The organism is Embleya sp. NPDC055664 (genome assembly GCF_053618075.1).
The window spans coordinates 14,303-37,532 of the sequence record NZ_JBSHGZ010000058.1 but is presented as its reverse complement, the minus strand read 5'-3'; the positions used below and the strand labels follow the sequence as shown (position 1 = coordinate 37,532).

Genomic DNA, 23,230 nt, shown 5'->3' with positions numbered 1-23,230 from the left:
GCACGCGAGTTTCCGGCACCGTGCGTCACCCCCTCACGCCGAGAACCCCCACCGTCGCGCACGGTGTGGTCGGGCGTGGTCAGCCGGCGGGGAAGCGGCGTTCATCGCCGGCGTGCTCCCGTTCGGTATCCCCAGGTGGTAGAAGGTCGTTTGTCCGGGCCGGGTGAAGCCCCACCCGTAAAGGTTGGTGTCCTGCATGTACCAGTCGAGCAGGTGCCTGCCGTCGCCGTCGACGAGGCGGACGAAGAACATGCTCGCGGCACTGCTCTCCGTGTGCTCCTGGAGTCCCATCGACCACATGCCGACCCGTTGGCCGCTCCTTCCGGTGATCGAGGACACGTCGACCGTGCCCGCTTCCCGGGCGGCGACATGGTCTCGGATCGCGTTGATGAACGTGGCGTAGTTTTCGGGGGTCAGGTCGTCGACGTTCAGATCGGCCACCGGCGGCATGCGGATCTCCTGTCTCGGAACGGGGCGGGGCGGGGCGGGATCACACACGATCGATGTCACGACGGGTGGCGCGCGAGGGGCCACAAGGCGCCACGAACCGGCCCCCAAGTCCACATCCCCGACGGCCACGAACAAAAGACCGGATCCGGCCCGCCCGACACACCCGCCCCCGGCATCGACCGGCACGGGTCCACCGTCTCCGCACACGACCCTCACCTGCGACCGACGACCGGACGGGCCGTTTCGCCCGGCCCGCACGAGCAGCCCCGCGACGGTGGCCGGGAAGCGCGGTCGCCGAGCACACGACCCGATACGGGGGCGGCAGGGCGCGGTCCGGACTTCGTGAACGCCACGCGCCCCCGTCAGGAGACGAGCCCTGGTACCCGCCCTGTGGGCAACTCCTCGATGTGACATGCGGACCAGGTGCGAGCCCGTCCGGCCGGTGAGGGTGTTGGGTTCGCCGGGCGGACGGGCTTTGCCTTGTGGGAGGGGTCAGGAAGCTGCTGGGCGTAGTAGTGGGCGTTGGGTGGTTTTCGCTTGTTCGTAGTCCCGGCGGGCCTTGGTGGTTGTGGGGGTTGTGGCTACCTCGGCTACGGGGACGTCCCACCATGCTTGTGAGGTTGGGGCGCCGATCAAGGGGTCGGTGTCGATGTGTATGACCGTCGTGTGCGTGGAGGCGCGGGCGGTGGTCAGGGCGGTGCGGAAATCGGCGAGTCCGGTTGCTCGGAGTACGTCTGCGCCGAGGCTGGCTGCGTTCGCTGCCAGGTCGATCGGCAGTACATCGCCGTCGAACGTGCCGGATTGGCGGTTTCGGAAGCGGTATTGCGTGCCGAATCGTTCGGCGCCCACCGCCTCGGACAGTGCCCCGATCGAGGCGTAGCCGTGGTTTTGTACGAGCACGATGACGAGTTTGACGTCCTCGGCGACGGCCGTGACGATCTCCTGCGCCATCATCAGGTAGGAGCCGTCCCCGACCAGGACGAACACCTCGCGCTCGGGCGCTGCCATCTTCACGCCCAGGCCGCCGGCGATCTCGTAGCCCATGCAGGAGAACCCGTACTCGACGTGGTAGCCCAGCGGATCGGTCGGCCGCCACAGTTTGTGCAGGTCGCCGGGGATGGAGCCGGCCGCGGAGACCACCACGTCGTGCGGCGCCATCGCCTCGCGGACCGCGCCGATGATCTCGCTCTGGGCGGGCAGCGGGGTGTGGGCCCGGGCGAACGCGGCGTCGACCTCGGCGTCCCAGCGGCGCACCGCCTCGGCGGCGCGGCTGCGGTGTTCGGCCGGGGCGCTCCAGCCGGTCAGCGCCGCCGTCAATGCCTCCAGGCCCGCCCGCGCGTCCGCGACCATCGCGACGCCCGCGTGCTTGGCCGCGTCGAACGCGGCAATGTTGAGGTTGACGAAGCGCACGTCGGGGTCGGCGAACAGGGTCCGCGACGCGGTCGTGAAGTCCTGCCACCGGGTGCCGACGCCGAGTACCACGTCGGCGTCGTGGGCCAGCGCGTTCGCCGCGACGGAGCCCGTGTGGCCGATCCCGCCGACGGCGGCCGGGTGTTCGTGCGGCAGCGCGGCCTTGCCCGCCTGGGTGACCGCGACCGGGATGCCGGTGGCCGCGGCGAAGGCGGCGAGCGCGGCACTCGCGTCGGCGTGCACCACACCGCCGCCGGCCACGATCAGCGGCCGGCGCGCGCTCCGCAGCACCGCGACGGCGGCGGCCAGCGAGTCGGGGTCGGGCACCGGCCGGCGCACGTGCCACACCCGCTTGGCGAACAACTCCTCGGGGAAGTCCCACGCCTCGGCCTGGACGTCCTGCGGCAGCGCGAGGGTGACCGCGCCCGTCTCGGCCTGGTCGGTGAGCACCCGCATGGCCTGGATCGCGGCGTGCGCGAGCTGCTCCGGACGCTGGACGCGGTCGAAGAAACGGGACACCGGCCGGAAGGCGTCGTTGACGCTGATGTCGGCGGCGTAAGGCAGTTCCAGTTCCTGCAGGACCGGCGAGGCCACTCGGGTGGCGAAGGTGTCGCCCGGCAGCAGCAGTACCGGCAGCCGGTTGATCGTGGCCAACGCCGCGCCGGTGACCATGTTGGTCGCCCCGGGTCCCACCGATGTCGTGCACGCCAGCGTCGACAGCCTGCGCCGGGTACGGGCGTAGGCCACCGCCGCGTGCACCATCGCCTGCTCGTTGCGGGCCTGATGGTAGGTCAGGTCGCCGGGCCGCTCCAGGAGCGCCTGTCCGATCCCGGCCACGTTGCCGTGTCCGAAGATCCCGAAGCAGCCCTCGATCAGCCGGTGTTCGACCCCGTCGCGTTCGCTGTACTGGCGGGAGAGGAAGCGCACCAGCGCCTGTCCCGTGGTCATCCGCACGGTGTTCGTCGTGCGCACGGTGTTCATCGTGGTCCCTCCGCATCGCACATCGGCACCCGGGGGTCGCGTTCCACGCTCTCCCAGGACTGCCGGACCCAGTGGTGTTCGGGGTCGTCGCAACAGGCCATCGTGCGCTGCGGATGCGGGCCCGCGAGCACGTTCAGGTAGTACATCGGGTATCCCGGCGGCGCCATCGACGGGCCGTGGTAGCCGCGCGGCACCAGGACCACGTCGCCCTGGCGCACCTCCGCGAGCACGTCCACCGACTGCCCGTCGTAGACCCGCTGGTAGCCGAAGGGGCGCCCGGGGCCGCCGGAGGAGCCGAGTTCGAAGTAGTAGATCTCCTCCAACACCGCCTCCCCGGGGCGGGCCTCGTCGTGCTTGTGCGGCGGGTACGAGGACCAGTTGCCGCCGGGCGTGAGCACCTCTACCGCGACCAGGCGGTCGCAGCCGAAGCCGTCCGGCGCGGCGAAGTTGTTGACCTGCCGCGAGGCGGCGCCCGCGCCGCGCACCTCCACGGCGACGTCGGCGGCCGGCACGTACGCCGGGGCCAGGCGCCGCTCGCAGCGCGCCGCCGGCAGCGCGAAGCGGCCACCCCGCTCGGAGGTCACGCTCACCCGCGCGTCGCGCGGAGCGTAGACGAAGTCGGTCACGCGCGCGAACACATGCTCACGGCCCGCGAGTTCGTAGGTCGCATCGTCGACGGTGACCACGCACGACCCGGCCAGGGGCAGCACGATCGTCTCCGCGTCGCCCGTCTCGAACCGGCGGGTCTCGCCCGGGGCCGGCTCCAGCACGCGCAGCGAACTGTAGGCCCAGCCCGCCGACTCGGGGGTGATCGCCACCCGGAAGCCGCCCTCGGCGGTGCTCCCGTCGGGCAGGTGCAGGGGGCTCACCGCGTGGCCCCACGCACCAGGGACACGGCGGTGTCGACCGCGCCGGCCACGTCACCGTCGTGCGGGAAGAGCATGGTGCGTCCGATGATCAGGCCGCGCACGTGCGGGATCTCCAGCGCGCGCTGCCAGGAGGCGTACATCGCGTCGACGTCGCCGCCGCCCTCGCCGCCCAGGAGCAGCGTGGGCATGGTCGTCGAGGCCATCATGCGCTCCATCTCGTCGACGACGGGCACCTTGAGCCACGTGTACGCCGAGGTGCGCCCCAGTGCGGCGGAGATGTTGTTGACCTTCATCTGCGCGTCGGGGGTGAGGATGTTGCGGACCTTGCCGTTCTCCCGGACCGACAGGAACGGCTCTATCAGCGCCATGAGTTCGCGTTCGGCCAGCTCGTTGACCGCGTTCGCGGTGCCGATCAGCGTCTCGGCGGTGCCGGCGTCGGCCGGGTCCACGCGCAGCAGGATTTTGCCGCCGTCCAGGCCGCCCTCGGCGATGCCGCGCGCGTCGTAGGAGCCGAATCGGTCGTCGAGTTCGAAGCTCGCGCCGGGGATGCCGCCGCGGTTCATCGAGCCCAGAACCAGCTTGCCGTCCAGCGCGCCGAGCAGGATCAGGTCCTCGACGATGTCCGGGGTGCCCAGGAAGCCGTCCACCCCGGGACGGGCCAGCGCCTCGACGCAGCGCGCGAGCAGTTCGTGCCGGTCGCCCATCGCGGTGGGGTCGCCGCCGGCGGCGATCGCGCCGCGTGCGGCGTGGTCGGCGGCGAGGATGAACAGCGGACGGGCGAAGCCGGCGCGCTCGAACCGGGGTCGGGCAAGGGCGGCGCGGCGGATGGCGCCGGGGTCGGTCAGGCGGGTGGTGACGACCGAGGCGATGTCGGGGGCGATGCTCACAGCTGTCCTTCGGTAGGGGCGGAAACGGGGGTGGCGCTCGGGGTGGAGCCGATGACGGAGCCGGAGGCGGTACCCGAGCCGGCGTCCGGGGTGAAGCCCGAGCCGGCGTCCGGGGTGGAACCGGTGGCGGACCCCGTGACGGCCCCGCCGAAAGAGCACCCGATCAACTCGTCGATCTCGGCCGGAGTCGGCATCGCGTCGGCACACGCATGCCGCCCGGCCACAAAGGCACCGGCGGCGTTGGCGATCTCCAGCGTGCGGCGCAACGACAGCCCGCCGGCCAAGCCGGCCGCGAGCGCGCCGCCGAACGCATCGCCGGCACCGAGGCCGTTGACCACCTCCACGGGGATGGGCGCCAGCCGGATCTCCTCCGTGGCGGTGCGCGCCAGCACGCCGGCCGGCCCCTGCTTGACCACGGCCAGCCGCACACCGCGAGCCAACAGCCGATCGGCGGCCTCGTCCGGGTCGCGGGTGCCGACGGCAACCTCGACCTCGTCGCGGTTGCCCACCGCCACGGTGGCGTGCGCCAACGCCCGGGCGTACCAGGCGGGCGCCTCGCTCGGGTCGGCCCAGAACATCGGCCGCCAGTCCAGGTCGAGCACGGTGTCGCCGCCCTCGACCCGGTCGGCGACGGCGCGCAGCGTGGTGCCGCGCGAGGGTTCGGCGGACAGCCCGCTGCCGGTGATCCACACGATGCGCGCGGCGCGCAGCGCCTCGGTGTCCAGGTCCTCGACGGTCAGCGCGAGGTCGGGGGCGTTGGGCCGGTAGAAGTAGAGCGGGAAGTCGTCCGGCGGGAAGATCTCGCACAACACGACGGGCGTCTGCCGGCCGGAGACGGTGACCACGTGGCGGTCGGCGACGCCGAATCCGCGCAGCGCGCGGCGCACGAAGTCGCCCAGCGGGTCCTGGCCCACGCCGGTGACCACGCTCGTGCGCAGCCCGTGCCGGGCGCCCGCGACGGCGACGTTGGTCGCGCTGCCGCCGAGGTATTTGGCGAAGGTGCGCACGTCGGCCAGGCCGACGCCGATCTGTTCGGGGTACAGGTCCACGCTCACCCGGCCGAGGGTGATCAGGTCCAGGGCCTCGCTCATCGGGCGTCCGCCGCGGCGCGGTCCACGTACAGGGACGGGCGTTCGCAGGTGACGACCAGGGTGGCCGGCCACGCCGGGTCGTAATCGCCGGCCGCGCCCAGGCGGCGCACAGCCTCGCGCTTGTGCTCGCCGTGTACGACCATGACCGCGCGTCGCGAGCGGGAGACGATCGTCTGCACGCCGACGGTGACGCCGTGCCGGGGGACCTCGTCGAGCGAGGCGTAGTCGGGGAAGGTGCCGAGGTTGTCGCGCCGGGTGCTGTCGGGCAGTTCGACGACGCGGCTGCGGCTGTCCCGGGGCGCGCCGGGCGGGTTGAAGGCGATGTGTCCGTCGGTGGCGCCGGAGGCCAGGATGAACAGGTCGATGCCGCCCGCATCGGCGAGGCGGGTGTCGTACGCCTCGGGGTCGGCGGGGTCGGGGAACCAGACGGCGTCGGCGGGGATGCCGCGCCCGGGGCCGGCGGCGGCGTTCAGCGGGGCGACGATCTCCTCGGCGGCGAAGCGATGGCAGCTGTTGTGCGCGCCGTGGTCGATGTCGGTGTAGCCGTCGGGGCCGGCCACCACGTATTCGTCCATCATCGCGATCACCACGTGCCGCAGGTCCAGGCCGCGGGCGGCGACCTGTTCGGCCAGCGCGTCGTAGACCGGCTTGGGGCTGCGGCCACCCGGGCAGCCCAGGACGTAGCGCACACCGGCCGCGGCGGCGGCGACGATGCCGTCGGCGATCTCGCGGGCGAGCGCGTCGCCGAGGTCCGCGGGTGCGTCGAAGACCCGGAGGGGAAGGGGGGCTGGCATGGGTGTCACTCCTTGACGGCGCCCGCGAGCATTCCGCTGATCATGCGGCGCTGGAGGGCGATATAGCTGATGAGCACGGGAAGGGCGACCAGGACGGCCGCGGCGGCGGTCACGCCCGGGTCGCTGTTGCGGCGGTTGCCGGCGAAGAACGACAGGGCGAGCGGTGCGGTCTGCACCGAGCGGTCGTCGGGGACCAGGACCAGGGCGAGCAGGAACTCGTTCCAGGCGAACAGGAAGAGCAGGGTGGCCAGGGTGCCGATCGCGGGCATCGCCATCGGCAGCAGCACCGAGCGCAGGGTGCGCAGGCGGGACGCGCCGTCGACCGAGGCGGCCTCGCGCAGCGCGGGCGGCGTGGAGACGAAGAAGGTCCGCATCCAAAACACCGCGAAGGGCAGCGACAGTCCGATCTGCGGCAGGATCAACGCCCAGTAGGTGTTGACCAGTTCCCAGTCCTTGAGCTGGTAGTAAAGCGGGATGACGGTCGCCTCGTACGGCATCACGAGCCCGATCAGCAGCAGCCCGAGCATCGGGCCCTTGAGCGGGAACGGGAAGAACGCGAGGGCGTAACTCGCCAGTACCGCGAGCACGATCGTGCCGATCACCACGGCGGCGGCGACGATCAGGCTGGAGGTGAGCGCGTCCGAGAACAGACCGCGCCGCCACGCCTCGGTGAAGTTGTCGAAGCTGACCGAGTCGGGTATGGAGATTCCGCTGGTGCGCGTGCCGGGTTCGCCGAACGCGAGCAGCAGCACGGACAGGAACGGGTAGAGCGCGACGAGGGCGGCGACCGCGAGGATCGTGTGCCCGATGACGGTCTGTCGGCGACTGTTGCTCGGCATCGGTCAGCCCTCCTTGCCGCGCACGAGGCGCATGATCACGCCGGTGACGGCGAGCACCACGGCGGTCAGGCAGACGCTGATCGCGGCGGCGCTGCCCACCTCGTGGGTGAGGAACGCGCCCTGGTAGACGAACACGCTGGGCACGGTGGTGGAGGTGCCCGGGCCACCCGCGGTGGTGTTCCACACGAGGTCGAAGTTGCGCAGCGCGTAGGTAATGGTGAGTACGAGCGCGATGGCGATCTCGCCGCGCAGTGCGGGCAGGGTGACGGTGAAGAACTCCCGGATGGGGCCGCAGCCGTCGAGCCGGGCCGATTCGTACAGTTCGGTGGGGATCTTCTGCACGCCGGCGAGGAAGAGCACCATGCACAGGCCGTACATCACCCACGTGCCGACGATGCCGACCGCGGGCAGCGCGGTGTCGTAGTCGCCGAGCCAGGCCCGCGCGAGCGAGCCCAGGCCGACCGCGCGCAACCCGGCGTTCAGCGGGCCGTCGATGTCGTAGATCCACCGCCACGACACCGCGACCACCACGGTCGCCAGGATCTGCGGCAGGAACAACACCGCGCGGAAGAAGCTCAGCCCGCGCACCCTGATCCGCGACATCAGCGCGGCCAGGAACAGCCCGAGCGCGACGGGGAAGACCGCGTAGAAGACGACGAAGACGAGGGAGTGCGCGATCGCGGAGGGGATCCGGCCGTCGTCCAGGAGCGCGGTGTAGTTGTCCGCGCCGACCCAGCGGCCCTCGGTGATGCCGTCCCAGGCGAACAGGGACACCCAGGCCGTCTGGCTCAGCGGGCGCAGTACGAACAGCGTGTAGAAGACGGCGGCCGGCAGCAGGTAGAAGAAGGCGGGCCAGTACTGTCTCGCGCTCCAGGCGCGCAGGCCGCTCACGACGCGGCCTTGCGATCCGTGCGCTGTTTGGCCGCGAACGCTTCCCGGTCGTCCTGGAGCGCCTTGGCGAAACCGCTCGGCGAGGTGTGTTTGGCCAGCAGGTCCTGGGTCTTGGCGCCGATGGTGTCGTACATGGTGGTCGAGGCCCAGTCGAGGTAGAAGTTCTGGCCGTCGTCGACCAGGAGCTTCAGGCCGATCGTGTTGACCTGCTCGACCACGGCGCTGCCGGCCCTGACCTTGCCCGCGCCGGTGACCGGGGTGCGGCCGACGTCGGCGATGGTCTGCGCGAACTCGTCGCTCATCAGCAGGTCCAGGAACGCCACCGCGGCGGGCAGCTTTTTGGTCTTGGCGCCGATGTGCCAGCCCAGGCCCAGCGAGCCCACGGTCGCGCGGGTGCCGTCGGCGCGGGCGGGCAGGGTGAAGCCGACCTTGCCGTTCATGTTCTCCTGGAGCGAAGGCGCGTTCCAGGAGCCGGCGACGAGGAACGCGCCCTCGCCGGCGCCGAACTTGGCGACCGCGTCGTCGGAGCTGATGCCGTTGTAGCCGGGGCCGAAGTAGCCCTGCGCCGCCCAGTCCTGCACGGTCCGGGCGGCGTCCACGGTGCCGGGGTCGGCCACCGTGGTGCCGGGCACTCCGCTGATCCACGAACGCACGTCGCGGCTGGGCACGTTCTGGCCCTGGACCAGGCCGATGACCTGGCTCGCCGGATACTTCTCGGCGTTGCCGAGCATGATCGGCTGCTCGCCGGCGGCCTTGACCCGGTCGAGCGCGGCGGTGAACTCGGCGTAGGTCTGCGGCGGCGCGATGCCCAGCTTGGCGAGCTTGTCGGTGTTGTAGAACACGCCGACGTATTCGGTGGCGGGGCTGATGCCGTACAGGCTGCCGGAGCCGAAGATCGAGCCGTCGGGCGACCAGCGGTACTGCTTGAGCGCGCCCTCGGTGAAGGTGTTCTCCCACCCGTAGGTGCGCATCACGTCGTCGAGCGGGCGGATCAGTCCGGCCTTCACCAGTGGGCCGTCGGTGCCGTAGCCCTGGTTGCCCTGGGCGAGGTCGGGCGCGTCGGAGCCGGACATCGAGTTGACGACGGTCTTCATCAGGTCGTCGAAGCCCTTGGTGGCGACCTCGACCTTGACGTTCGGGTACTTCTTCTCGTAGAGCGGCACAAGGGCCTTGAGCGTGTTCTCCTCGCCGGCGTCGGCGAGCACGCGCAGCTTGGTGTCGCCCATGGCCTTGACGTCCTCGGCGGTGACCCGTTGGGTCACGGGACCGCCGGCGAGGTCGGAGGCGACGGTGGTGCCGCCCGCGCCGGGGACGCCACACGCGGTGGCGAGGATGCCGGTCAGGGCGATCCCCGCGACCGCGGTCCAGCGCAGAGATTTCATGGTTGCTCCCGGATCCGACCACCGTGGGTGGTCAAGAGGGACCGAGGGGCGGCCTGGCGGGGCGCCCCTCGGGATCGGGGTTGGGGTCAGACGAGTTCGGCGACCTTGGCCGCGAGCCACGCGCGGTTGGCGGCCTGTTCGGCGGCCACGGTCGGGTACAGCTCGGCGGGGGTGGGCGCGCGGTCCTGCTCGATCAGCAGCCACTCGCGGTAGCCGCCGCGCAGGAGGGCGACCAGGAATCGGTCGATGTCGACGTCGCCGCGGCCGAAGGGCACGCACACGTTCGCCCACCACGTGTCGAAGTCGGTGCGGCGCTCGGCCTTGGCCCGGGCCAGCACGCTCGTGTCGACGTCCTTGAGGTGCACGTGGTTGATCCGCTCGTGCCAGCGGTCCAGGCACTCGACCGGGTCGCCGCCCGCGAGTTGGATGTGGGCGATGTCCAGCGTCAGGCCCACCTCGGTGAGGTCGAGCAGCCGGTCCACCTCCCAGGGCGATTCGACGAAGGTGCTGATGTGCGGGTGGAAGGAGGTGCGCAGCCCGTACGAGCGGGCCAGCGCGACGGCCCGCGCGGACAACTCCGCCAGCCGCCGCCACCCGGCGTCGTCGAGCGCGAGCGAGCGGTCCTCCCAGGCGCGGGCCGGGTTGTGCAGCAGGGCCTCGCTGCCCTCGTCGGCCAGGATCGCCAGCGGCGTCTCGCCGCCGGCCTCGGCGCATGCGGCCAACTCGCGGCAGGTCTGTTCCATCCGGGCCAGGTCGTGCGCCACCACGTCGTCGCCGAGCGCGTAGTGCACGGGGATGTAGGCCCCGACGGCGGCCAGGCCGTGCCGGGTGAACAGGGCGGCGGTCTCGGCCGGGGTGCCGAAGAACCCGGGCGGGCCCAACTCGCTGCCCGCGTAGCCGGCTTCGGCCATCGAGGCGAGCAGGGCCTCGGGCGAGGTGCCGGCGCCGCCGGCGGCCTCGCCGTAGACGCCGTAGCTGACGGGGGCGTTGCCGATCCGCAGGGCGGGGCCGGAGGGTCGGGTCGTGGTCATCGGGCGTCCCCTTCCACGAGGGCGGCCTCGCCGCCGACGCGCACGTCGGCGCGGCGGGCGATCGCCGCGATCAGCGCCTGGAGGCAGCGCACGTCCTCGGCGGCCCCGCTCGCGGTCGAGCGCACCGGCGCGCCGTGCGTGATCGACGCGGCGAACTCCGCCAGTTGTACGACGAATCCGGTGTCGTAGCCGGAGCGCACGAGCGAGTCGCGGCTGGCCCCGTCGTGGGCGCGCTCGACCCGCAACGTGCTGCGCACGTCCACGAGGTAGGGCGCGGCCATGTCCAGCCGCAGCCGGCCGTCGCGGGCGAGCACGGCGACCTCCTCGCCGTATTCGGGGTGGTCGGGCAGCCAGTTCCAGTTGAGCACCAGGCGCGCGGCCCCGTCGACACCCAGCGGTGCGGACGCCAGCAGGCACGGCGGCTCGCCCTCGACGGGCCACGGCCACAGATCGGCGGTGTCGAAGGAGGTCGGCAGGGTGAAGCCGAGCGCGCGCAGCAGCGAGAGTTCGTGGATCACCGAGCCGTTGAGCACCTCGCGGTAGTAGCGGCCGAGTTCGGCCGGGACCTCGCCGAGGGCGTCGAGCGTGCGGTCGGCCTCGTAGCGGATCGCCTCGGCGATCACCGCGCCGTCCGCGTCGTCGGCCGGCGGCGGCATCCGCAGGTGTGCGACCTGGGGCTCGTCGGCCGGGTGCAGCACGGTCACGCGCACGGTGCGCGGGGTGTCGAGGGTGTTCAGCTCGGCGGCGGCGAGCGCGGTGATCGGGTCGTACATCTTCATGTAGCCGACCTGGAGCACCAGGCCGCGCTCGGCGGCCAGCGCGCCGAGCTCGTCGGCCTCGGCGACGGTCAGGCACAGCGGCTTCTCGGCGAGCACGTGCTTGCCGGCGAGCAGGGCGGCCCTGGCGTCGCGGGCGTGGGTGCCGGGGGTGGCCAGCAGTACGGCGTCCACGTCGGGATCGGCCAGGACCCGGGCGTAGTCGGTTTCGGCCCGCACGCCGGCGCCGGTCTGCGCGGCGACGGACGCCGCGCGGGAGGGCGACAGGTCGCACACGACCGCGGTGGTGACGACGTCGCCGAGGCGCCGGATCGCGGGCAGGTGCACCGACTGGGTGATCGTCCCGGCACCGACGACGGCGAGACGGACGGGTTCGCTTACCGGCATTGAGGGTTCCTTGCGCGTCGTGAGTGTGGCGGAAGCCGTCCACAGTGGACAGAACATCCATATCGGACGGGCTGTCCGTAACGGACAGGAGGGGGTCGTCGGAGTGACGGGTTCCGCTTGTCGCTTCTTCCCGGATCATGACCTACGGCAGACCAGTTAGTCCAGAGATTGGACCAGATTCGCATCTGGTCTGACTACTGGTTCTTCTGGTATGTTCTCGCGCTGTGACAGTCAGCGACGATCTCCCCGCCGCCGCGGGACCCGCCGTGCAACTCGCCTACCGGGCACTGGCCCAGGCGTTGGACCGGCGCGAATTCCCCGCGGGCAGCCGCCTGCCCGGCGAGCGCGCGCTCGCCCAACGGTTGGGGGTCAGCCGCAGCAGCCTGCGCCTGGCCCTGGCCGGTCTGGAGCGCGACGGCCGGGTGCACGCCTCCGCCCAACGCGGGTGGTACGTCTCCACCGACGTGGTCAGCGAACCGCCGAGCCTGCTGCGCAGCTTCACCGACGTCGCGCGGGACCGCGGACTCACCGCCACCGCGCGGCTGCTGACCAGGCGGGTGCGGCCGGCGAGTTACGAGGAGGCGGTGCGGTTGCGCGTCGCGCCCGCCTCCGAGGTGGTGGAGATCACCCGCGTGCGCGGCCTGGACAACGTCCCCGTCTGCCTGGACACCACCGTGCTCGTCCGCGACCGGGCGCGGGCGCTGGAGACGGCGGAGCTGGAGAATCGTTCGCTGTTCGCGCTCCTGGAGGAGACGGGCGTACACATCCTGCGCAGCCAGTACACCGCGCACGCGGACGCAGCCGACGCGTCCACCGCCGAACTGCTGCGGGTGCCCGTGGGCTCGCCGGTGCTGATCGGCGAGGAGGTCACCTTCGATCGCGGCGAGGCGCCGGTGTTGCTGGGGCGGGCGGTGTATCGCGGGGACGCGTATCGATTCGAGGCCACGCTGCATCGGGGGACCGAGTAGAGGGCCGGTGGGCCCGTGGGCTCGGGGCGGGCCCGGCCGCGCGGGCATACGAGTGCCCGCGCCGCGTACGACCGATGAGCAAGCCATCGTGGGAGAACCCTTGAGCACCTTCGTCACCGCGGCCCTGGACGTGGGCGGCACCAAGATCGCCGCCGCGCTCGTCACGCCCGACGGAACCGTCCTGCATCGCGACGAGCGCCCCACCGTCACCGCCGGGCGGCTGCGCGATCCCGGGCTCGCCGGCACCCGGGCGGCGGCGGTCGACCTGCTCGCGCAGGCACGACGCCTGGGGCTGACGGTGACCGGGCTGGGCGCCGGTTTCCCCGAATACGTGGCCGCCGACGGGCTGCTGACCAGCCGCGAGGTGTTGGCGTGGGACAAACAACCGCTCGACGTGCTGTCCGCGCTCGCACTCGACGTCCCGTGCGTGGTGGGGTCGGACGTGCGCTGCGGCGCGCTCGGCGAGGCCCGGCACGGCGCCGGTCGTGGGCTGGACGGCTTCTTCTACGTCTCGCTGGGCACCGGCCTGTCCTCGACGTTCGTGCTCGACGGTATGCCCGTGACCGGTGCGCGCGGCGAGGCGATCGCGCTCGGCGAGTTCGAGGTACCGGCTTCGGTGGACCCGAACTGGCCGGGCAACCTGGAGAGTTACGCCTCCGGGCGCGGCATCGGCGAGCGTTTCGGGGTGGCCGGGACCCGCGAGGTGCTTGCCGCGGGCGGGCCCCGGGCGGCGGCCGTGCTGGACTCCGCCGGCCGCGCGTTGGGCACGGTCCTGGCGGCGGTGGTGCGACTGCTCGATCCGGCCGCGATCGTGGTGGGCGGTGGGCTGGGCAGCGCCGCCGGACCGGTGCGCGCGGCGATGGAGCGCGCCTACGCCGAACACACCGCCGCGCGCCCCGCGGCCCCGCCGCTGCTCACGGCCACACTCGGCGCGGACGCCGGACTCGTGGGCGCCGCGGCGCTGGCCGGCTGAGTGCAGGTCCGGGGCCGCCGGCGGGGCCGGCTCAGGACGCCGTTCGGGTGAGGTCGAGACGTACCGTCGCCGGGGTCGTGGCGAACCTGCGCAGTGTCCGAGCATGGTGTGTGGGGAACGCGCCGAGGCGTGCCTGTACATCGTCGTCGGGCAGCAGCGCCGCGACGCCGGGGATCCAGCGGCCACGCAGGTGTACCCGTACGTTCGGGTCCGCCGACAGGTTGCGAACGTACGCAGCCCGGGAGCCGTGCTCCGCGACCAGCCACACCACCGAGTCGAGGTCGCGGCGTACGCCCACCACCGTCCGGCGGCGACGCCCCGTGGTCCGTCCCGTGGTCTCCAGCACCGCGTGGTGCGCAAGCACGCCCGAGCAGGCGAGCGCTCGCATCGGCGGGTTGAGCACCCATCGTTGCAGGCGGCCCATACGAAGCCGGCGACAACGGGCGTCGGCCGCGTCGAGCGCCGCCGCCTGAGCGGGCGTCGCCGGCGCGACGGTCATCGGCCCCGCCCCCAACACGCGGCGGCTGACGACGGGAGCGTCGGCCGCCGTCCCACGGACCCGACGCACCGCCGGAACGTGCAGCGCGCCCCACACCAGGAAGGCGACCCCCGCCGCGACCGTCGCCTCCGCCTCGGCCTCCTCGCGCCCCAGACCGGCGTCCGCGAGATCACCCGACAGCAGCTCCACCCACGCCGACATCAACCGCGCCCGAAAGTCTCCCGGCAACAACCCCGAAAGACGCGGTGGTATGCGGCGAGGTGCGCCGGCCCGAGGTCGGGCACCCCGGTCCCCGGTCCCCGGCCCGCGGTCGGGGCCGGGGCCGGGGGAGGGGAGGGCGGCGCCGGGGCCGGGTCAGGTGGCCTGCTTGGTGGTGAGGTATTCCTCCCAGGTCCGGACGCCCACCGCGTGCTCCCGCGTGACCAACCCCCCGGCGCGGAACCCGGCGCCCGCCTTGCCCGGGATACGCACGGGCACGACCCTTCGCCGCCTGCCCATCGCCTCCAGCCAGGAACGGGCCAGGTCCGCCGCCTCGTAGACGCGCGGCCCGCCCATGTCCGGGACCCGCCCGGCCGGCGTGCCCAGCGCCAACTCCACCAGGCGGTCGGCCACTTCACCCTGGTCCACGGGTTGGCACTCGGTCTTCGACGGGACGAGGACGACGGGTGCCTTGGCCAGCACGCCGAACGCCTTGTGCAGCAACTCGGGGAACTGCGTCGCGCGCAGGTTCGTCCACGGGATGCCCGACTCGGCCAGCAACCGCTCACCCTCGACCTTGATCCGGTAGTAGGAGTAGGGGATCCGGTCGACGCCGACGATCGAGATGTTCACGATGTGCCCGACGCCGGCCCGCCGCGCCGCGTCCAGCAGGTGCCGCCAGCCGGGGATGTCGTGCTTCGGCCGCCGCGTGTCCGACGCGCAGTGGATGATCGTCGTGACACCGTGGAACGCCGCGTCCAGGCCCGTACCCGTCTGCAGGTCGGCGGTCACCCAGGTCACCCCCGGATCGTCGGGCAGCACCGTGCGGCGGGTCATCGCCCGCACCGGCACGCCGGCACGCCGTGCCCGGTTCAGCACCTCACGCCCCAGCACACCGGTCGCGCCCGTCACCAGGATCACGTTCTCGCTCATCGGTCCTCCTCGCCACGGGGACGCCGCACCTCCGCGACGTCGCCCTCGTCAGCAAGGAACCGAACGGCTACGCGTTACGTGACAACTCTCGGCATTGTTCCTCGAGAAATTTCAGCTTCTCCGGATTCCGGACCATCCGCACGCCCGCTATGCCCTCCGCGCCGACCTCCACCACCGCGGCCGTCGTGAGCGCTCCGCCCTCCCAGCCCAACAGCGCCGTGTCGCCGTTGACCTCGGCGAAGCCGAACTCCATACCGGAGGCGAAGCGGGCCATCAGACCCAGGAGGAACCGGGCCACCTTGTCCCGACCGAAGACCGGGCGCGTGGACGCGGTGACCTTGCCGCCCCCGTCGGACCACGCCACGACATCGTCCGCGAGCAGCGCCTCCAGTTCGTCGAGCGCTCCCTCGGCCGCCGCCGCGAGGAAGCGCGCCAACAGATCGGACCGCACCGCCTCGGGAGCCTCGAAACGCGGTCGCCCGGACGCGAGGCGCAGCCTGGCCCGCCGGTGGGTCTGCCGGGAATTGGCCTCCGGCCAGTCCAGCACCTCGGCGATCTCCCGATGGCTGTACCCGAACGCGTCCCGCAGCACCACGACCGCCCGCTCCGGCGGCGACAACCGCTCCAGCATCACGAGCATCGCCATCGACACCGCGTCCCGCTGTTCGGCGGTCTCCAACGGCCCGAGCACCCCGGTGTCCGTCCGCACCGGCTCGGGCAACCACGGCCCGACGTATTCCTCGCGCCGGGCCCGCGCGGACGTCAGCCGGTTGAGGCACAGATTCGTCAGCACCTTGGCCAACCACGCCCCCGGCGCGTCGATGTGTCCCCGCTCGGCCGCGTGCCAGCGCAGATACGTATCCTGCACCGCGTCCTCGGCCTCGGCGGCCGACCCCAACATCCGATACGCGATCCCGAACAGCCGCCCCCGCTGCGCCTCGAACTCGGCGGTCGGGTCGGGAAACGGGTCGACGGTCACGAAACCCACCGTACAAGCCGCACCCCCGGCACCTTGCAACGAGCCACGCCTCGCCCGGTGTCGGCGGGTCGCCGCCTGCGGTCATGTGCGCGGTGGACGAGCCCACAGGGCCTTGTGCGAGGTGGCTTCCTGGTGCCCGTCGGCGGCTCCCGAGTCCTGGACAAGCCGTGATAGTTGGTCGCGAATGCGGTCGAGCAGGGTACTCAGGGCCGCGTACGGGACGTACCAGTACACGGCGGTGACGGTGAAAGGGCCGCCCGATGGCCGCCCCTGCTCGGTGAGCAGCAGGGCGATCTCCTCCGCGTGCGGGGGAGACACTTCGATAAAGTTGTCGAAGCACGTACGGGCGGCGATCAGACCCTCGATCTCATCGACCCCGTGTCGCAGCGGTACCCGTTCCGGCACCCAGGCGCGACACGCTTCGGGCAACCCGTAGTTGTCGACGGGCTCCCCCACGGTCATCCACCCCCTTCCCTCGGCGTTCAGCCTGAGGCCTTTGGGCAGCGTCTCGGTGAGGCGGTAGGCCGGAAGGTCGCTCAGGGGCGCGTCGTCGTATCCCCGCAATTCGTGTTGGGCCCATGTCCACACCCGCGCGAACTCCGCATCGTCTCCCGGGGTGACGTACCGACGCAGCAGGGACGCGACCGAAGGAGACTCGCCGGGGACTTCGTGGGTCGGTGCAGTCGGATCTTGCCGGTTCATCTTCATGCGGAGACATTCTCCGTGCTCACGGTGACACTCGTGGGCGCCGGGGTGGCGGCGGGCGGCGTTCGATACGAACCGGCCCGCGTCCCGCCCGCGTTGCCGCCGCCCGTGTTGCGGACCCGCTTCGCCTGGGCCGCCCTCACCATCGTCACCGGTGGTCGACTACACGGTCGGGCCCCGGGCGCACCGATCACGCGGCTGTCGTTGCCCATCCTCCGTCGAAGCGGCGCCCGGTCAAGGGTTCGACGGGCGCGTTCCGACGGGCGAGCCGGGAGAGTCGAGCGGGATCGGGGTGAACATCGGGGCCTCCTGGTCCGGGTCCAGTGCCGTCGGGCCGTACAGCCAGTCGATGAACGTGTAGTCGTAGGTGTCGCGTTCGCGCAGGATGGTGTTGCGCTGTGCGCGGGCGAGGTCGTCGAGGTGCCAGAGTTCGCCCCAGGTGCGGGCGGTGCGCTGCACGCGGCGGCAGTGCCCGGGTCGGACCGCCTGATAGCCGGCGAGGGCGGCGGTCCAGTCCACGGTTTTGTCGGCCGCGCTGTTCCGGGCGGCGTGCCGCGCCAGTACCCAGCCGTCCTCCAGCGCCATGATCGCGCCCTGCGCCAGGTATTGCAGCGGCGGATGGGCCGCGTCGCCGAGCAGGGCGATCCGGTCGAACACCCACGTGTCGATCGGTTCGCGGTCGAACATGCGCCACCACCGGTCCCGCCACATCAGGGGGATGCCCGCCCGGACCTGCTCGGTGGTGTCCGCGAACGCCTCGTCGAGTTCGTTGGGCGTACCCCAATCGTCCCTGCCGGCAAGGGCCTTCGGCGACTCGAACACGGCGACCCGGTTGAACATCTCCCCGCCGCGCAGGGCGTACTGCACGAAGTGGCAGCGCGGGCCGACGTATACGACGACGGCGTTCTCGTGCACCCGGTGATCGCGGACGTTGTCGATGGGGACCGCGCCGCGGTAGGCCACGTAGGACGAGCCGACCGGCGCGTCGCCGACGAACCGGTCGCGGGCGACCGAGTGGAGGCCGTCCGCCGCGATCACCACGTTGGCGTCCTCGACGCGGCCGTCCGCCAGGACGACCGCGGGCCGCGGACCCTCGTCGCGGAGCGGGTCGCCCAGGCCGTCAATTCGGCGCCGGTCATCGTCGCGCCACGTTCGATGCCGGCCCGGCGCTCGTCCGCGGACGCGTACATCGGGGTCGGCTCGCCGGTGGCGGCCCACCGCACCAGGTTGCCCAGAGCGTCCGCGTTGCCCGCCACGTGCGCGACCAGGTGTCGACGCGTCCAGCCGGGCAGGGGAGTTCGGGCGTCGAACGCGGCCTCGTCGAAGGCCGTGCAGGCGTCGAGGAACCGGGCGGTGCCGATCCCCGTCCAGCGCAGCGCCCGGTGCGCCGGATCGCCGGGCGCGCCGCTCACCGGGCGTCCGCGACGACGCGGTTGACCAGCCGACCGATGCCGTCGATCTCGGCGACCACGGTCGCACCCGGGCGCAGGTATCGGTGCGGGGTGCGGGCGTGGCCGACACCGCCGGGCGTGCCGGTGGCGATCACGTCGCCCGGGTTGAGGCGGATCACCGTGGAGACGTACTCGACCGGCGCGACCGGGTCGAACAGGCCCACAACCTGGGCTGGAAGCTCGCCCGCGTCCTGCGCGGCGAACTGCCCGAGGGATGATCGAGCATGCCGACGAGTTCAACCGACTGGTGACGGACTTCGTCCGCAACACCTGAGCACGCCGCCGTACCCGAGCATGCCTCAATTGGGCCCGGGGCGGGCCGTCCGAGAGCCGGACGGGCCGCTCCGGGCCCGGTCGCGTCCCAGGTCAGCTCAGCGCGTCCCGCCGGGCGAGCACGCCGCCCAGCGCGGTCGCCGCGGCTCGCAGCGCGGCCACGTGCGCCTCGGGGCGGAAACGGGCGCTGGGCCCGGCCACGCTGATCGCCGCGACCGGCTCGTCGTCCGGGCCCAGGACGGGCGCGGCCACGCACACCAGACCGAGCGCGGACTCCTCGTACTCGAACGCGACACCGTTCTCCAGCACCGCGTCCAGCCGGCGGCGCAACAACCCGGGCGCGACCACCGTGTGCGGGGTACGCCGCTCCAGCACACCGGAGAGCACCGTGCGTCGCAGTTCCTCGTCGCCGTGCGCGAGCAGCGTCTTGCCGATCGCGGTGCAGTGCATCGGCATCCGGCCGCCGACCCGGGAGGGGCTGCGGGCCTGCCGATGCCCGCCGATCTTGGCGACGTAGACCACGTCCGTGCCCTCGCGCACCCCCAGGTGCACGATCTCGTGGGTGCGTTCGTACAGGTCCTGAAGGAACGGCATGGCCAGTTCGAGCAGTCCGCGCTCGACGGACGCCCGCATGCCCAGCTCGAACAGGGCGCCGCTGAGCCGGTAACCCCCCGGCAGCCGGTCGAGCAGCCGCAGCGCCACCAGCTCCCCGGTGAGCCGGTGCACGGTGGCCTTGTGCAGGCCCGTACGGCGCACCAGCTCGGCGAGCGCGACGGTGCGGTCGTCGACCGTGAACGCCTCCAGGATAGCGGTCGCCTTGCTCAGGACACTGTTGCGGTCGGGGGCTTGGTCGGGGGTTCGGTCGGGGGAGTCGGGCACCCGACCAGCGTATCGCTGAGCGAGACGCTTTGGTTGTGGGTGATCGTCGAGGGTCGCGACGATGCCGCCATGACCAGTACTTCCCCCCACGGCGAGGACGCCGTGCGCGCCGCGGCCGAACGGCTGCTCGACGCCGCCTCGACCGGCGTCGCCTGCGCGCCGGTCCGCGACCTGATCGGTCCGGGCGACCTGGCCGCGGCGTACGCCGTCCAGCGCCGGATCGTCGACCACCGGCTGGCCCGCGGCGCCCGGGTCGTCGGCCGCAAGATCGGCCTCACCTCCACCGCCGTCCAGCGACAACTGGGCGTCGACCGGCCCGACTTCGGTGTGCTCTTCGACGACATGGGCCACGCCGACGGGGACGTGGTCCCCTACCGCGCGGTGCTGCAACCGCGCGTCGAGGCGGAGGTGGCGTTCGTACTCGGCGCCGATCTCGCCGACGGGCCGCTCGACCTCGCCCAGGTGCACGATGCCATCGACCACGCGGTCGCGGCCCTGGAGATCTGCGGCAGCCGGGTGCGTGACTGGGACATCCGCTTCGCCGACACCGTGGCCGACAACGCCTCGTCGGGCGCGTACGTCCTGGGCACCGTGCGCAGGGGTCTGGACGAATTCGTGCCGCGCGAGGTGCGGATGAGCATGACGGTCGGGGCAGAGGTGGTCTCCACCGGTACCGGCGCCGCCTGCCTGGGCGACCCGATCGAGGCGGTGGCCTGGCTGGCCCGGCAGGCCCGCGACCTCGGCGATCCGCTGCGCGCCGGGCAACTCGTGCTCTCCGGCGCGCTCGGGCCGATGTACCCCGTGGCGCCGGGGGACAGCGTCCGCGCCGACATCACCGGGCTCGGCACGGTCGCGATCGACGTCGGCCCGGACTTCGACGAGGAGGGTTCATGACCAGGACCAAGGTCGCCGTCATCGGATCGGGCAACATCGGCACCGATTTGATGATCAAGGTGCTGCGCACCGCCGAACACCTGGAGATGGGTGCGATGGTCGGCATCGACGCCGACTCCGACGGCCTGGCCCGCGCCCGCCGGCTCGGCGTCCCGACCACTCACGACGGGGTCGAGGGGCTGATCGCGATGCCCGGATTCGACGAGATCGGGATCGTCTTCGACGCCACCTCGGCCAAGGCGCACGCCCACAACGCGGCCCGGCTGCGGCCGTACGGCAAGCGGCTGATCGACCTCACGCCCGCGGCGCTGGGACCGTACGTCATCCCCGCGGTCAACCTCGAACAGCACCTCGACGCAGACAACGTCAACATGGTCACCTGCGGTGGGCAGGCCACCATTCCGGTGGTCGCGGCGATCGGCGCGGTGGCCCCGGTCGCGTACGCCGAGATCGTCGCGTCCATCGCCTCGAAGTCCGCCGGACCGGGCACCCGCGCCAACATCGACGAGTTCACCGAGACCACCTCGGCCGCGATCGTCGAGGTCGGCGGCGCCCGGCGCGGCAAGGCGATCATCGTGCTCAACCCCGCCGAGCCGCCGCTGATCATGCGCGACACCGTTTTGGCGCTGGTGCACGCGCCCGGTCCCGACTCGGTGGAGCGGATCCGGGAGGCGGTGGCGGCGATGGTCGCCGCGGTCGCCGAGTACGTGCCCGGCTACCGGCTCAAGCAGGAGGTCCAGGTGACCCCCGTCCCCGCCGACCAACCGCTGGAGACCCTGCTCGCCCCCGGCGCGGACCGGCCCACCCACCAGGTTTCGGTGTTCCTGGAGGTCGAGGGCGCCGCCCACTACCTGCCCGCCTACGCCGGAAACCTCGACATCATGACCTCGGCCGCGCTCCGCGTCGGCGAACGGATGGCGGCCCGCGACGCGGCCCCCGGCCCGGACGCCGACAACGACCGCGGCACCACCCGCCGGCACGTGGAGGCCGCCTCGTGAGCACCCCGATTTTCGTCCAGGACGTCACGTTGCGGGACGGCATGCACGCCGTGCGGCACCGGATCACCCCCGCGGACGTCGCGCGGATCGTCACCGCCCTCGATCGGGCGGGTGTGGACGCCATCGAGGTGGCGCACGGCGACGGGCTCGCGGGCGGTTCGCTCAACTACGGTCCCGGTTCGCACAGCGACTGGGCCTGGATCGAGGCCGCCGCCTCCGTCCTGGAGCGGGCCCGGCTGACCACTCTGCTGCTGCCCGGCGTCGGCACGATCCACGATCTGCGGCGCGCGTACGAGTTGGGGGTGCGCTCGGTTCGCGTCGCCACGCACTGCACCGAGGCCGACATCTCCGCGCAGCACATCGCCGCGGCGCGCGAACTGGGCATGGACGTCTCCGGATTCCTGATGCTCTCGCACATGGCCCCGCCGGAGGTACTCGCCGAGCAGGCCCGGCTGATGGAGTCGTACGGGGCGCACTGCGTCTACGTCACCGACTCGGGCGGTCGGCTCACCATGAACGACGTCGCGGCCCGGGTGCGTGCGTATCGGGACGTGTTGCGGCCGGAGACCGAGATCGGGATGCACGCGCACGAGAACCTTTCGCTCTCGGTGGCCAATTCGGTGGTCGCGGTGGACAACGGCTGCTTCCGCGTGGACGCCTCGCTGGCCGGGCACGGCGCGGGCGCCGGAAACTGTCCGCTGGAGGCGTTCATCGCGGTCGCCGACCTCTCCGGCTTCGCCCACGGCTGCGACCTGTTCGCCCTCCAGGACGCCGCCGACGACCTGGTTCGCCCGCTCCAGGACCGCCCCGTCCGGGTCGACCGGGAAACCCTCACCCTGGGCTACGCGGGCGTCTACTCGTCCTTCCTGCGCCACGCCGAAGCCGCCTCGGCGCGCTACGGGGTGGATGTGCGCGACCTCCTCATGGAATGCGGCCGGCGAGGTCTGGTCGGCGGCCAGGAGGACATGATCGTCGACATCGCGCTGACCCTGTCCGCCTGACGGGTGCCGCCGGCGCGCATGCCCGCGGGTGTTGTGCGGGTACCGGTCGTGGAGGGTCTTCCGGGAAATCGTGAGGTGACACCGTGACCACCGTGCAGGACTACAAGGAACTGTGTGGCGGAATCGCCGCGCATCACCGCGAGCGGCTGGACGCGGTGTTCGCGGGCGAGGCCGAGCCGGGCGCGCCGACAGCGCCCGCGTGGGCAAAACCGTCGGACCACGTGCCCCCGGAGGATCTGCCCCCGAACCTCGGGCCCGCGACCGACGCGTACGGACGGTGCGGAATGCGCGCCCTGGAGGGCCGGCGGGAGGACGTCGCGCGGATCCTGCGGGAGTTCCGGGAAAGGAGGATCACCCAGGAGTGCGCGGAGGAGTGGAACAGGGAGTCCGCGACGGCCCGGAAGCAGGAACAGCAAAAAGGGGACGCCGAATACCTCGAGGAGATCGTCCGGGCGATCGACGCGGCCGGTGACGACGAGGACGTCATCGCCAGGACCGTCGAGATCTACACCGCGGCGTTCGACGCACTCGTCGGAGCGTGGGCGGTCGCCGCCGAGTGTCTGCGCGATTGGCTGACGACACGCGTCGAAGACATCGACGCCTGCTTCGAACGTGCGATCGGAACCGAACCCGAGACGGAAACCCCGGGGCAGGCCCCCGCGCCCCTCCCGGCCGTGGGCTCGGGGTAGGT

At 72.3% G+C, this 23,230-nt stretch carries 24 protein-coding genes and 1 pseudogene; 6 read left to right on the top strand and 19 right to left on the bottom strand.

Annotated features, from left to right (window positions below):
- Window positions 1-33 precede the first annotated feature (33 nt).
- From ACWGR4_RS45970 to ACWGR4_RS45920, 11 genes are all read right to left on the bottom strand, one after another.
- Window positions 34-450, bottom strand: a complete 417-nt coding sequence (locus ACWGR4_RS45970) for a ribosome-inactivating family protein (RefSeq protein ID WP_452131247.1) — start codon at window positions 448-450, stop codon at window positions 34-36.
- 492 nt (window positions 451-942) lie between these two features.
- Window positions 943-2,841, bottom strand: a complete 1,899-nt coding sequence (iolD, locus tag ACWGR4_RS45965; RefSeq protein WP_452131248.1) for a 3D-(3,5/4)-trihydroxycyclohexane-1,2-dione acylhydrolase (decyclizing) — start codon at window positions 2,839-2,841, stop codon at window positions 943-945.
- Window positions 2,838-3,710 carry a 5-deoxy-glucuronate isomerase gene (gene iolB / locus ACWGR4_RS45960; RefSeq protein ID WP_452131249.1) on the bottom strand — a complete coding sequence of 291 codons (873 nt, stop codon included), beginning with the start codon at window positions 3,708-3,710 and terminating at the stop codon, window positions 2,838-2,840. The genes iolD and iolB overlap by 4 nt, the downstream gene beginning before the upstream one ends.
- The gene (locus tag ACWGR4_RS45955) at window positions 3,707-4,591 is read right to left on the bottom strand and encodes a Cgl0159 family (beta/alpha)8-fold protein (protein WP_380006873.1); all 885 of its coding nucleotides are present in this window, start codon (window positions 4,589-4,591) and stop codon (window positions 3,707-3,709) included. Before ACWGR4_RS45955 ends, iolB begins: the two co-directional genes overlap by 4 nt.
- Before the next feature lie 2 nt (window positions 4,592-4,593).
- Window positions 4,594-5,688: a 5-dehydro-2-deoxygluconokinase gene (gene iolC / locus ACWGR4_RS45950; RefSeq protein ID WP_452131250.1), complete on the bottom strand. Its 1,095-nt coding sequence runs from the start codon at window positions 5,686-5,688 to the stop codon at window positions 4,594-4,596.
- Window positions 5,685-6,482, bottom strand: coding sequence for a 6-phosphogluconolactonase (locus tag ACWGR4_RS45945; RefSeq protein ID WP_452131251.1), 798 nt, complete (start codon window positions 6,480-6,482; stop codon window positions 5,685-5,687). The genes iolC and ACWGR4_RS45945 overlap by 4 nt, the downstream gene beginning before the upstream one ends.
- Before the next feature lie 5 nt (window positions 6,483-6,487).
- The gene (locus ACWGR4_RS45940; RefSeq protein WP_380006508.1) at window positions 6,488-7,321 is read right to left on the bottom strand and encodes a carbohydrate ABC transporter permease; all 834 of its coding nucleotides are present in this window, start codon (window positions 7,319-7,321) and stop codon (window positions 6,488-6,490) included.
- Between the two features lie 3 nt (window positions 7,322-7,324).
- Window positions 7,325-8,212: a carbohydrate ABC transporter permease gene (locus tag ACWGR4_RS45935; RefSeq protein ID WP_452131252.1), complete on the bottom strand. Its 888-nt coding sequence runs from the start codon at window positions 8,210-8,212 to the stop codon at window positions 7,325-7,327.
- Window positions 8,209-9,594: an ABC transporter substrate-binding protein gene (locus tag ACWGR4_RS45930; RefSeq protein WP_452131253.1), complete on the bottom strand. Its 1,386-nt coding sequence runs from the start codon at window positions 9,592-9,594 to the stop codon at window positions 8,209-8,211. Before ACWGR4_RS45930 ends, ACWGR4_RS45935 begins: the two co-directional genes overlap by 4 nt.
- An 86-nt stretch (window positions 9,595-9,680) precedes the next feature.
- On the bottom strand, window positions 9,681-10,625 hold the full coding sequence (locus tag ACWGR4_RS45925) for a sugar phosphate isomerase/epimerase family protein (protein WP_452131254.1): 945 nt from the start codon (window positions 10,623-10,625) through the stop codon (window positions 9,681-9,683).
- The gene (locus tag ACWGR4_RS45920) at window positions 10,622-11,788 is read right to left on the bottom strand and encodes a Gfo/Idh/MocA family protein (RefSeq protein WP_452131255.1); all 1,167 of its coding nucleotides are present in this window, start codon (window positions 11,786-11,788) and stop codon (window positions 10,622-10,624) included. Before ACWGR4_RS45920 ends, ACWGR4_RS45925 begins: the two co-directional genes overlap by 4 nt.
- Window positions 11,789-12,012: 224 nt before the next feature.
- Between ACWGR4_RS45920 and ACWGR4_RS45915 the strand changes: the two genes are divergently transcribed.
- The gene (locus ACWGR4_RS45915) at window positions 12,013-12,756 is read left to right on the top strand and encodes a GntR family transcriptional regulator (RefSeq protein ID WP_452131256.1); all 744 of its coding nucleotides are present in this window, start codon (window positions 12,013-12,015) and stop codon (window positions 12,754-12,756) included.
- A gap of 100 nt (window positions 12,757-12,856) precedes the next feature.
- On the top strand, window positions 12,857-13,729 hold the full coding sequence (locus tag ACWGR4_RS45910; protein ID WP_452131257.1) for an ROK family protein: 873 nt from the start codon (window positions 12,857-12,859) through the stop codon (window positions 13,727-13,729).
- 31 nt (window positions 13,730-13,760) lie between these two features.
- Here the strand turns inward: ACWGR4_RS45910 and ACWGR4_RS45905 are convergent, their stop codons facing one another.
- The 8 genes and pseudogenes from ACWGR4_RS45905 to ACWGR4_RS45870 all read right to left on the bottom strand — a co-directional run bounded on the left by ACWGR4_RS45905 (window position 13,761) and on the right by ACWGR4_RS45870 (window position 19,646).
- A complete protein-coding gene (locus tag ACWGR4_RS45905; protein ID WP_452131258.1) occupies window positions 13,761-14,429 on the bottom strand; it encodes a nitroreductase/quinone reductase family protein in 669 nt (222 codons plus the stop codon).
- Between the two features lie 153 nt (window positions 14,430-14,582).
- A complete protein-coding gene (locus ACWGR4_RS45900) occupies window positions 14,583-15,359 on the bottom strand; it encodes an SDR family oxidoreductase (RefSeq protein WP_452131259.1) in 777 nt (258 codons plus the stop codon).
- Window positions 15,360-15,426: 67 nt separating this feature from the next.
- Entirely contained in the window at window positions 15,427-16,338 is a 912-nt protein-coding gene (locus ACWGR4_RS45895) for an RNA polymerase sigma-70 factor (protein ID WP_452131260.1), read from the bottom strand.
- 81 nt (window positions 16,339-16,419) lie between these two features.
- Window positions 16,420-17,046, bottom strand: a complete 627-nt coding sequence (locus ACWGR4_RS45890) for an AbiTii domain-containing protein (protein WP_452131261.1) — start codon at window positions 17,044-17,046, stop codon at window positions 16,420-16,422.
- Between the two features lie 231 nt (window positions 17,047-17,277).
- Window positions 17,278-18,084 carry an FAD-dependent monooxygenase gene (locus ACWGR4_RS45885; RefSeq protein ID WP_452131262.1) on the bottom strand — a complete coding sequence of 269 codons (807 nt, stop codon included), beginning with the start codon at window positions 18,082-18,084 and terminating at the stop codon, window positions 17,278-17,280.
- Entirely contained in the window at window positions 18,078-18,455 is a 378-nt protein-coding gene (locus tag ACWGR4_RS45880; RefSeq protein WP_452131263.1) for a maleylpyruvate isomerase N-terminal domain-containing protein, read from the bottom strand. Before ACWGR4_RS45880 ends, ACWGR4_RS45885 begins: the two co-directional genes overlap by 7 nt.
- Window positions 18,452-18,652 (bottom strand): annotated as a pseudogene (locus ACWGR4_RS45875) (fumarylacetoacetate hydrolase family protein); the annotation flags it as partial. The gene ACWGR4_RS45880 and the pseudogene ACWGR4_RS45875, both read right to left, overlap by 4 nt.
- Window positions 18,653-18,860: 208 nt before the next feature.
- Window positions 18,861-19,646 carry an IclR family transcriptional regulator gene (locus ACWGR4_RS45870; protein ID WP_452131264.1) on the bottom strand — a complete coding sequence of 262 codons (786 nt, stop codon included), beginning with the start codon at window positions 19,644-19,646 and terminating at the stop codon, window positions 18,861-18,863.
- 69 nt (window positions 19,647-19,715) lie between these two features.
- Between ACWGR4_RS45870 and ACWGR4_RS45865 the strand changes: the two genes are divergently transcribed.
- From ACWGR4_RS45865 to ACWGR4_RS45850, 4 genes are all read left to right on the top strand, one after another.
- Window positions 19,716-20,540, top strand: a complete 825-nt coding sequence (locus ACWGR4_RS45865) for a 2-keto-4-pentenoate hydratase (RefSeq protein WP_452131265.1) — start codon at window positions 19,716-19,718, stop codon at window positions 20,538-20,540.
- Complete coding sequence (locus ACWGR4_RS45860; RefSeq protein WP_380006577.1) at window positions 20,537-21,538, top strand: acetaldehyde dehydrogenase (acetylating); 1,002 nt, start codon at window positions 20,537-20,539, stop codon at window positions 21,536-21,538. Before ACWGR4_RS45865 ends, ACWGR4_RS45860 begins: the two co-directional genes overlap by 4 nt.
- Window positions 21,535-22,539, top strand: coding sequence for a 4-hydroxy-2-oxovalerate aldolase (gene dmpG / locus ACWGR4_RS45855; RefSeq protein ID WP_452131266.1), 1,005 nt, complete (start codon window positions 21,535-21,537; stop codon window positions 22,537-22,539). The genes ACWGR4_RS45860 and dmpG overlap by 4 nt, the downstream gene beginning before the upstream one ends.
- Window positions 22,540-22,622: 83 nt before the next feature.
- Complete coding sequence (locus ACWGR4_RS45850; RefSeq protein WP_452131267.1) at window positions 22,623-23,228, top strand: hypothetical protein; 606 nt, start codon at window positions 22,623-22,625, stop codon at window positions 23,226-23,228.
- The last annotated feature ends 2 nt before the right edge of the window (window positions 23,229-23,230 follow it).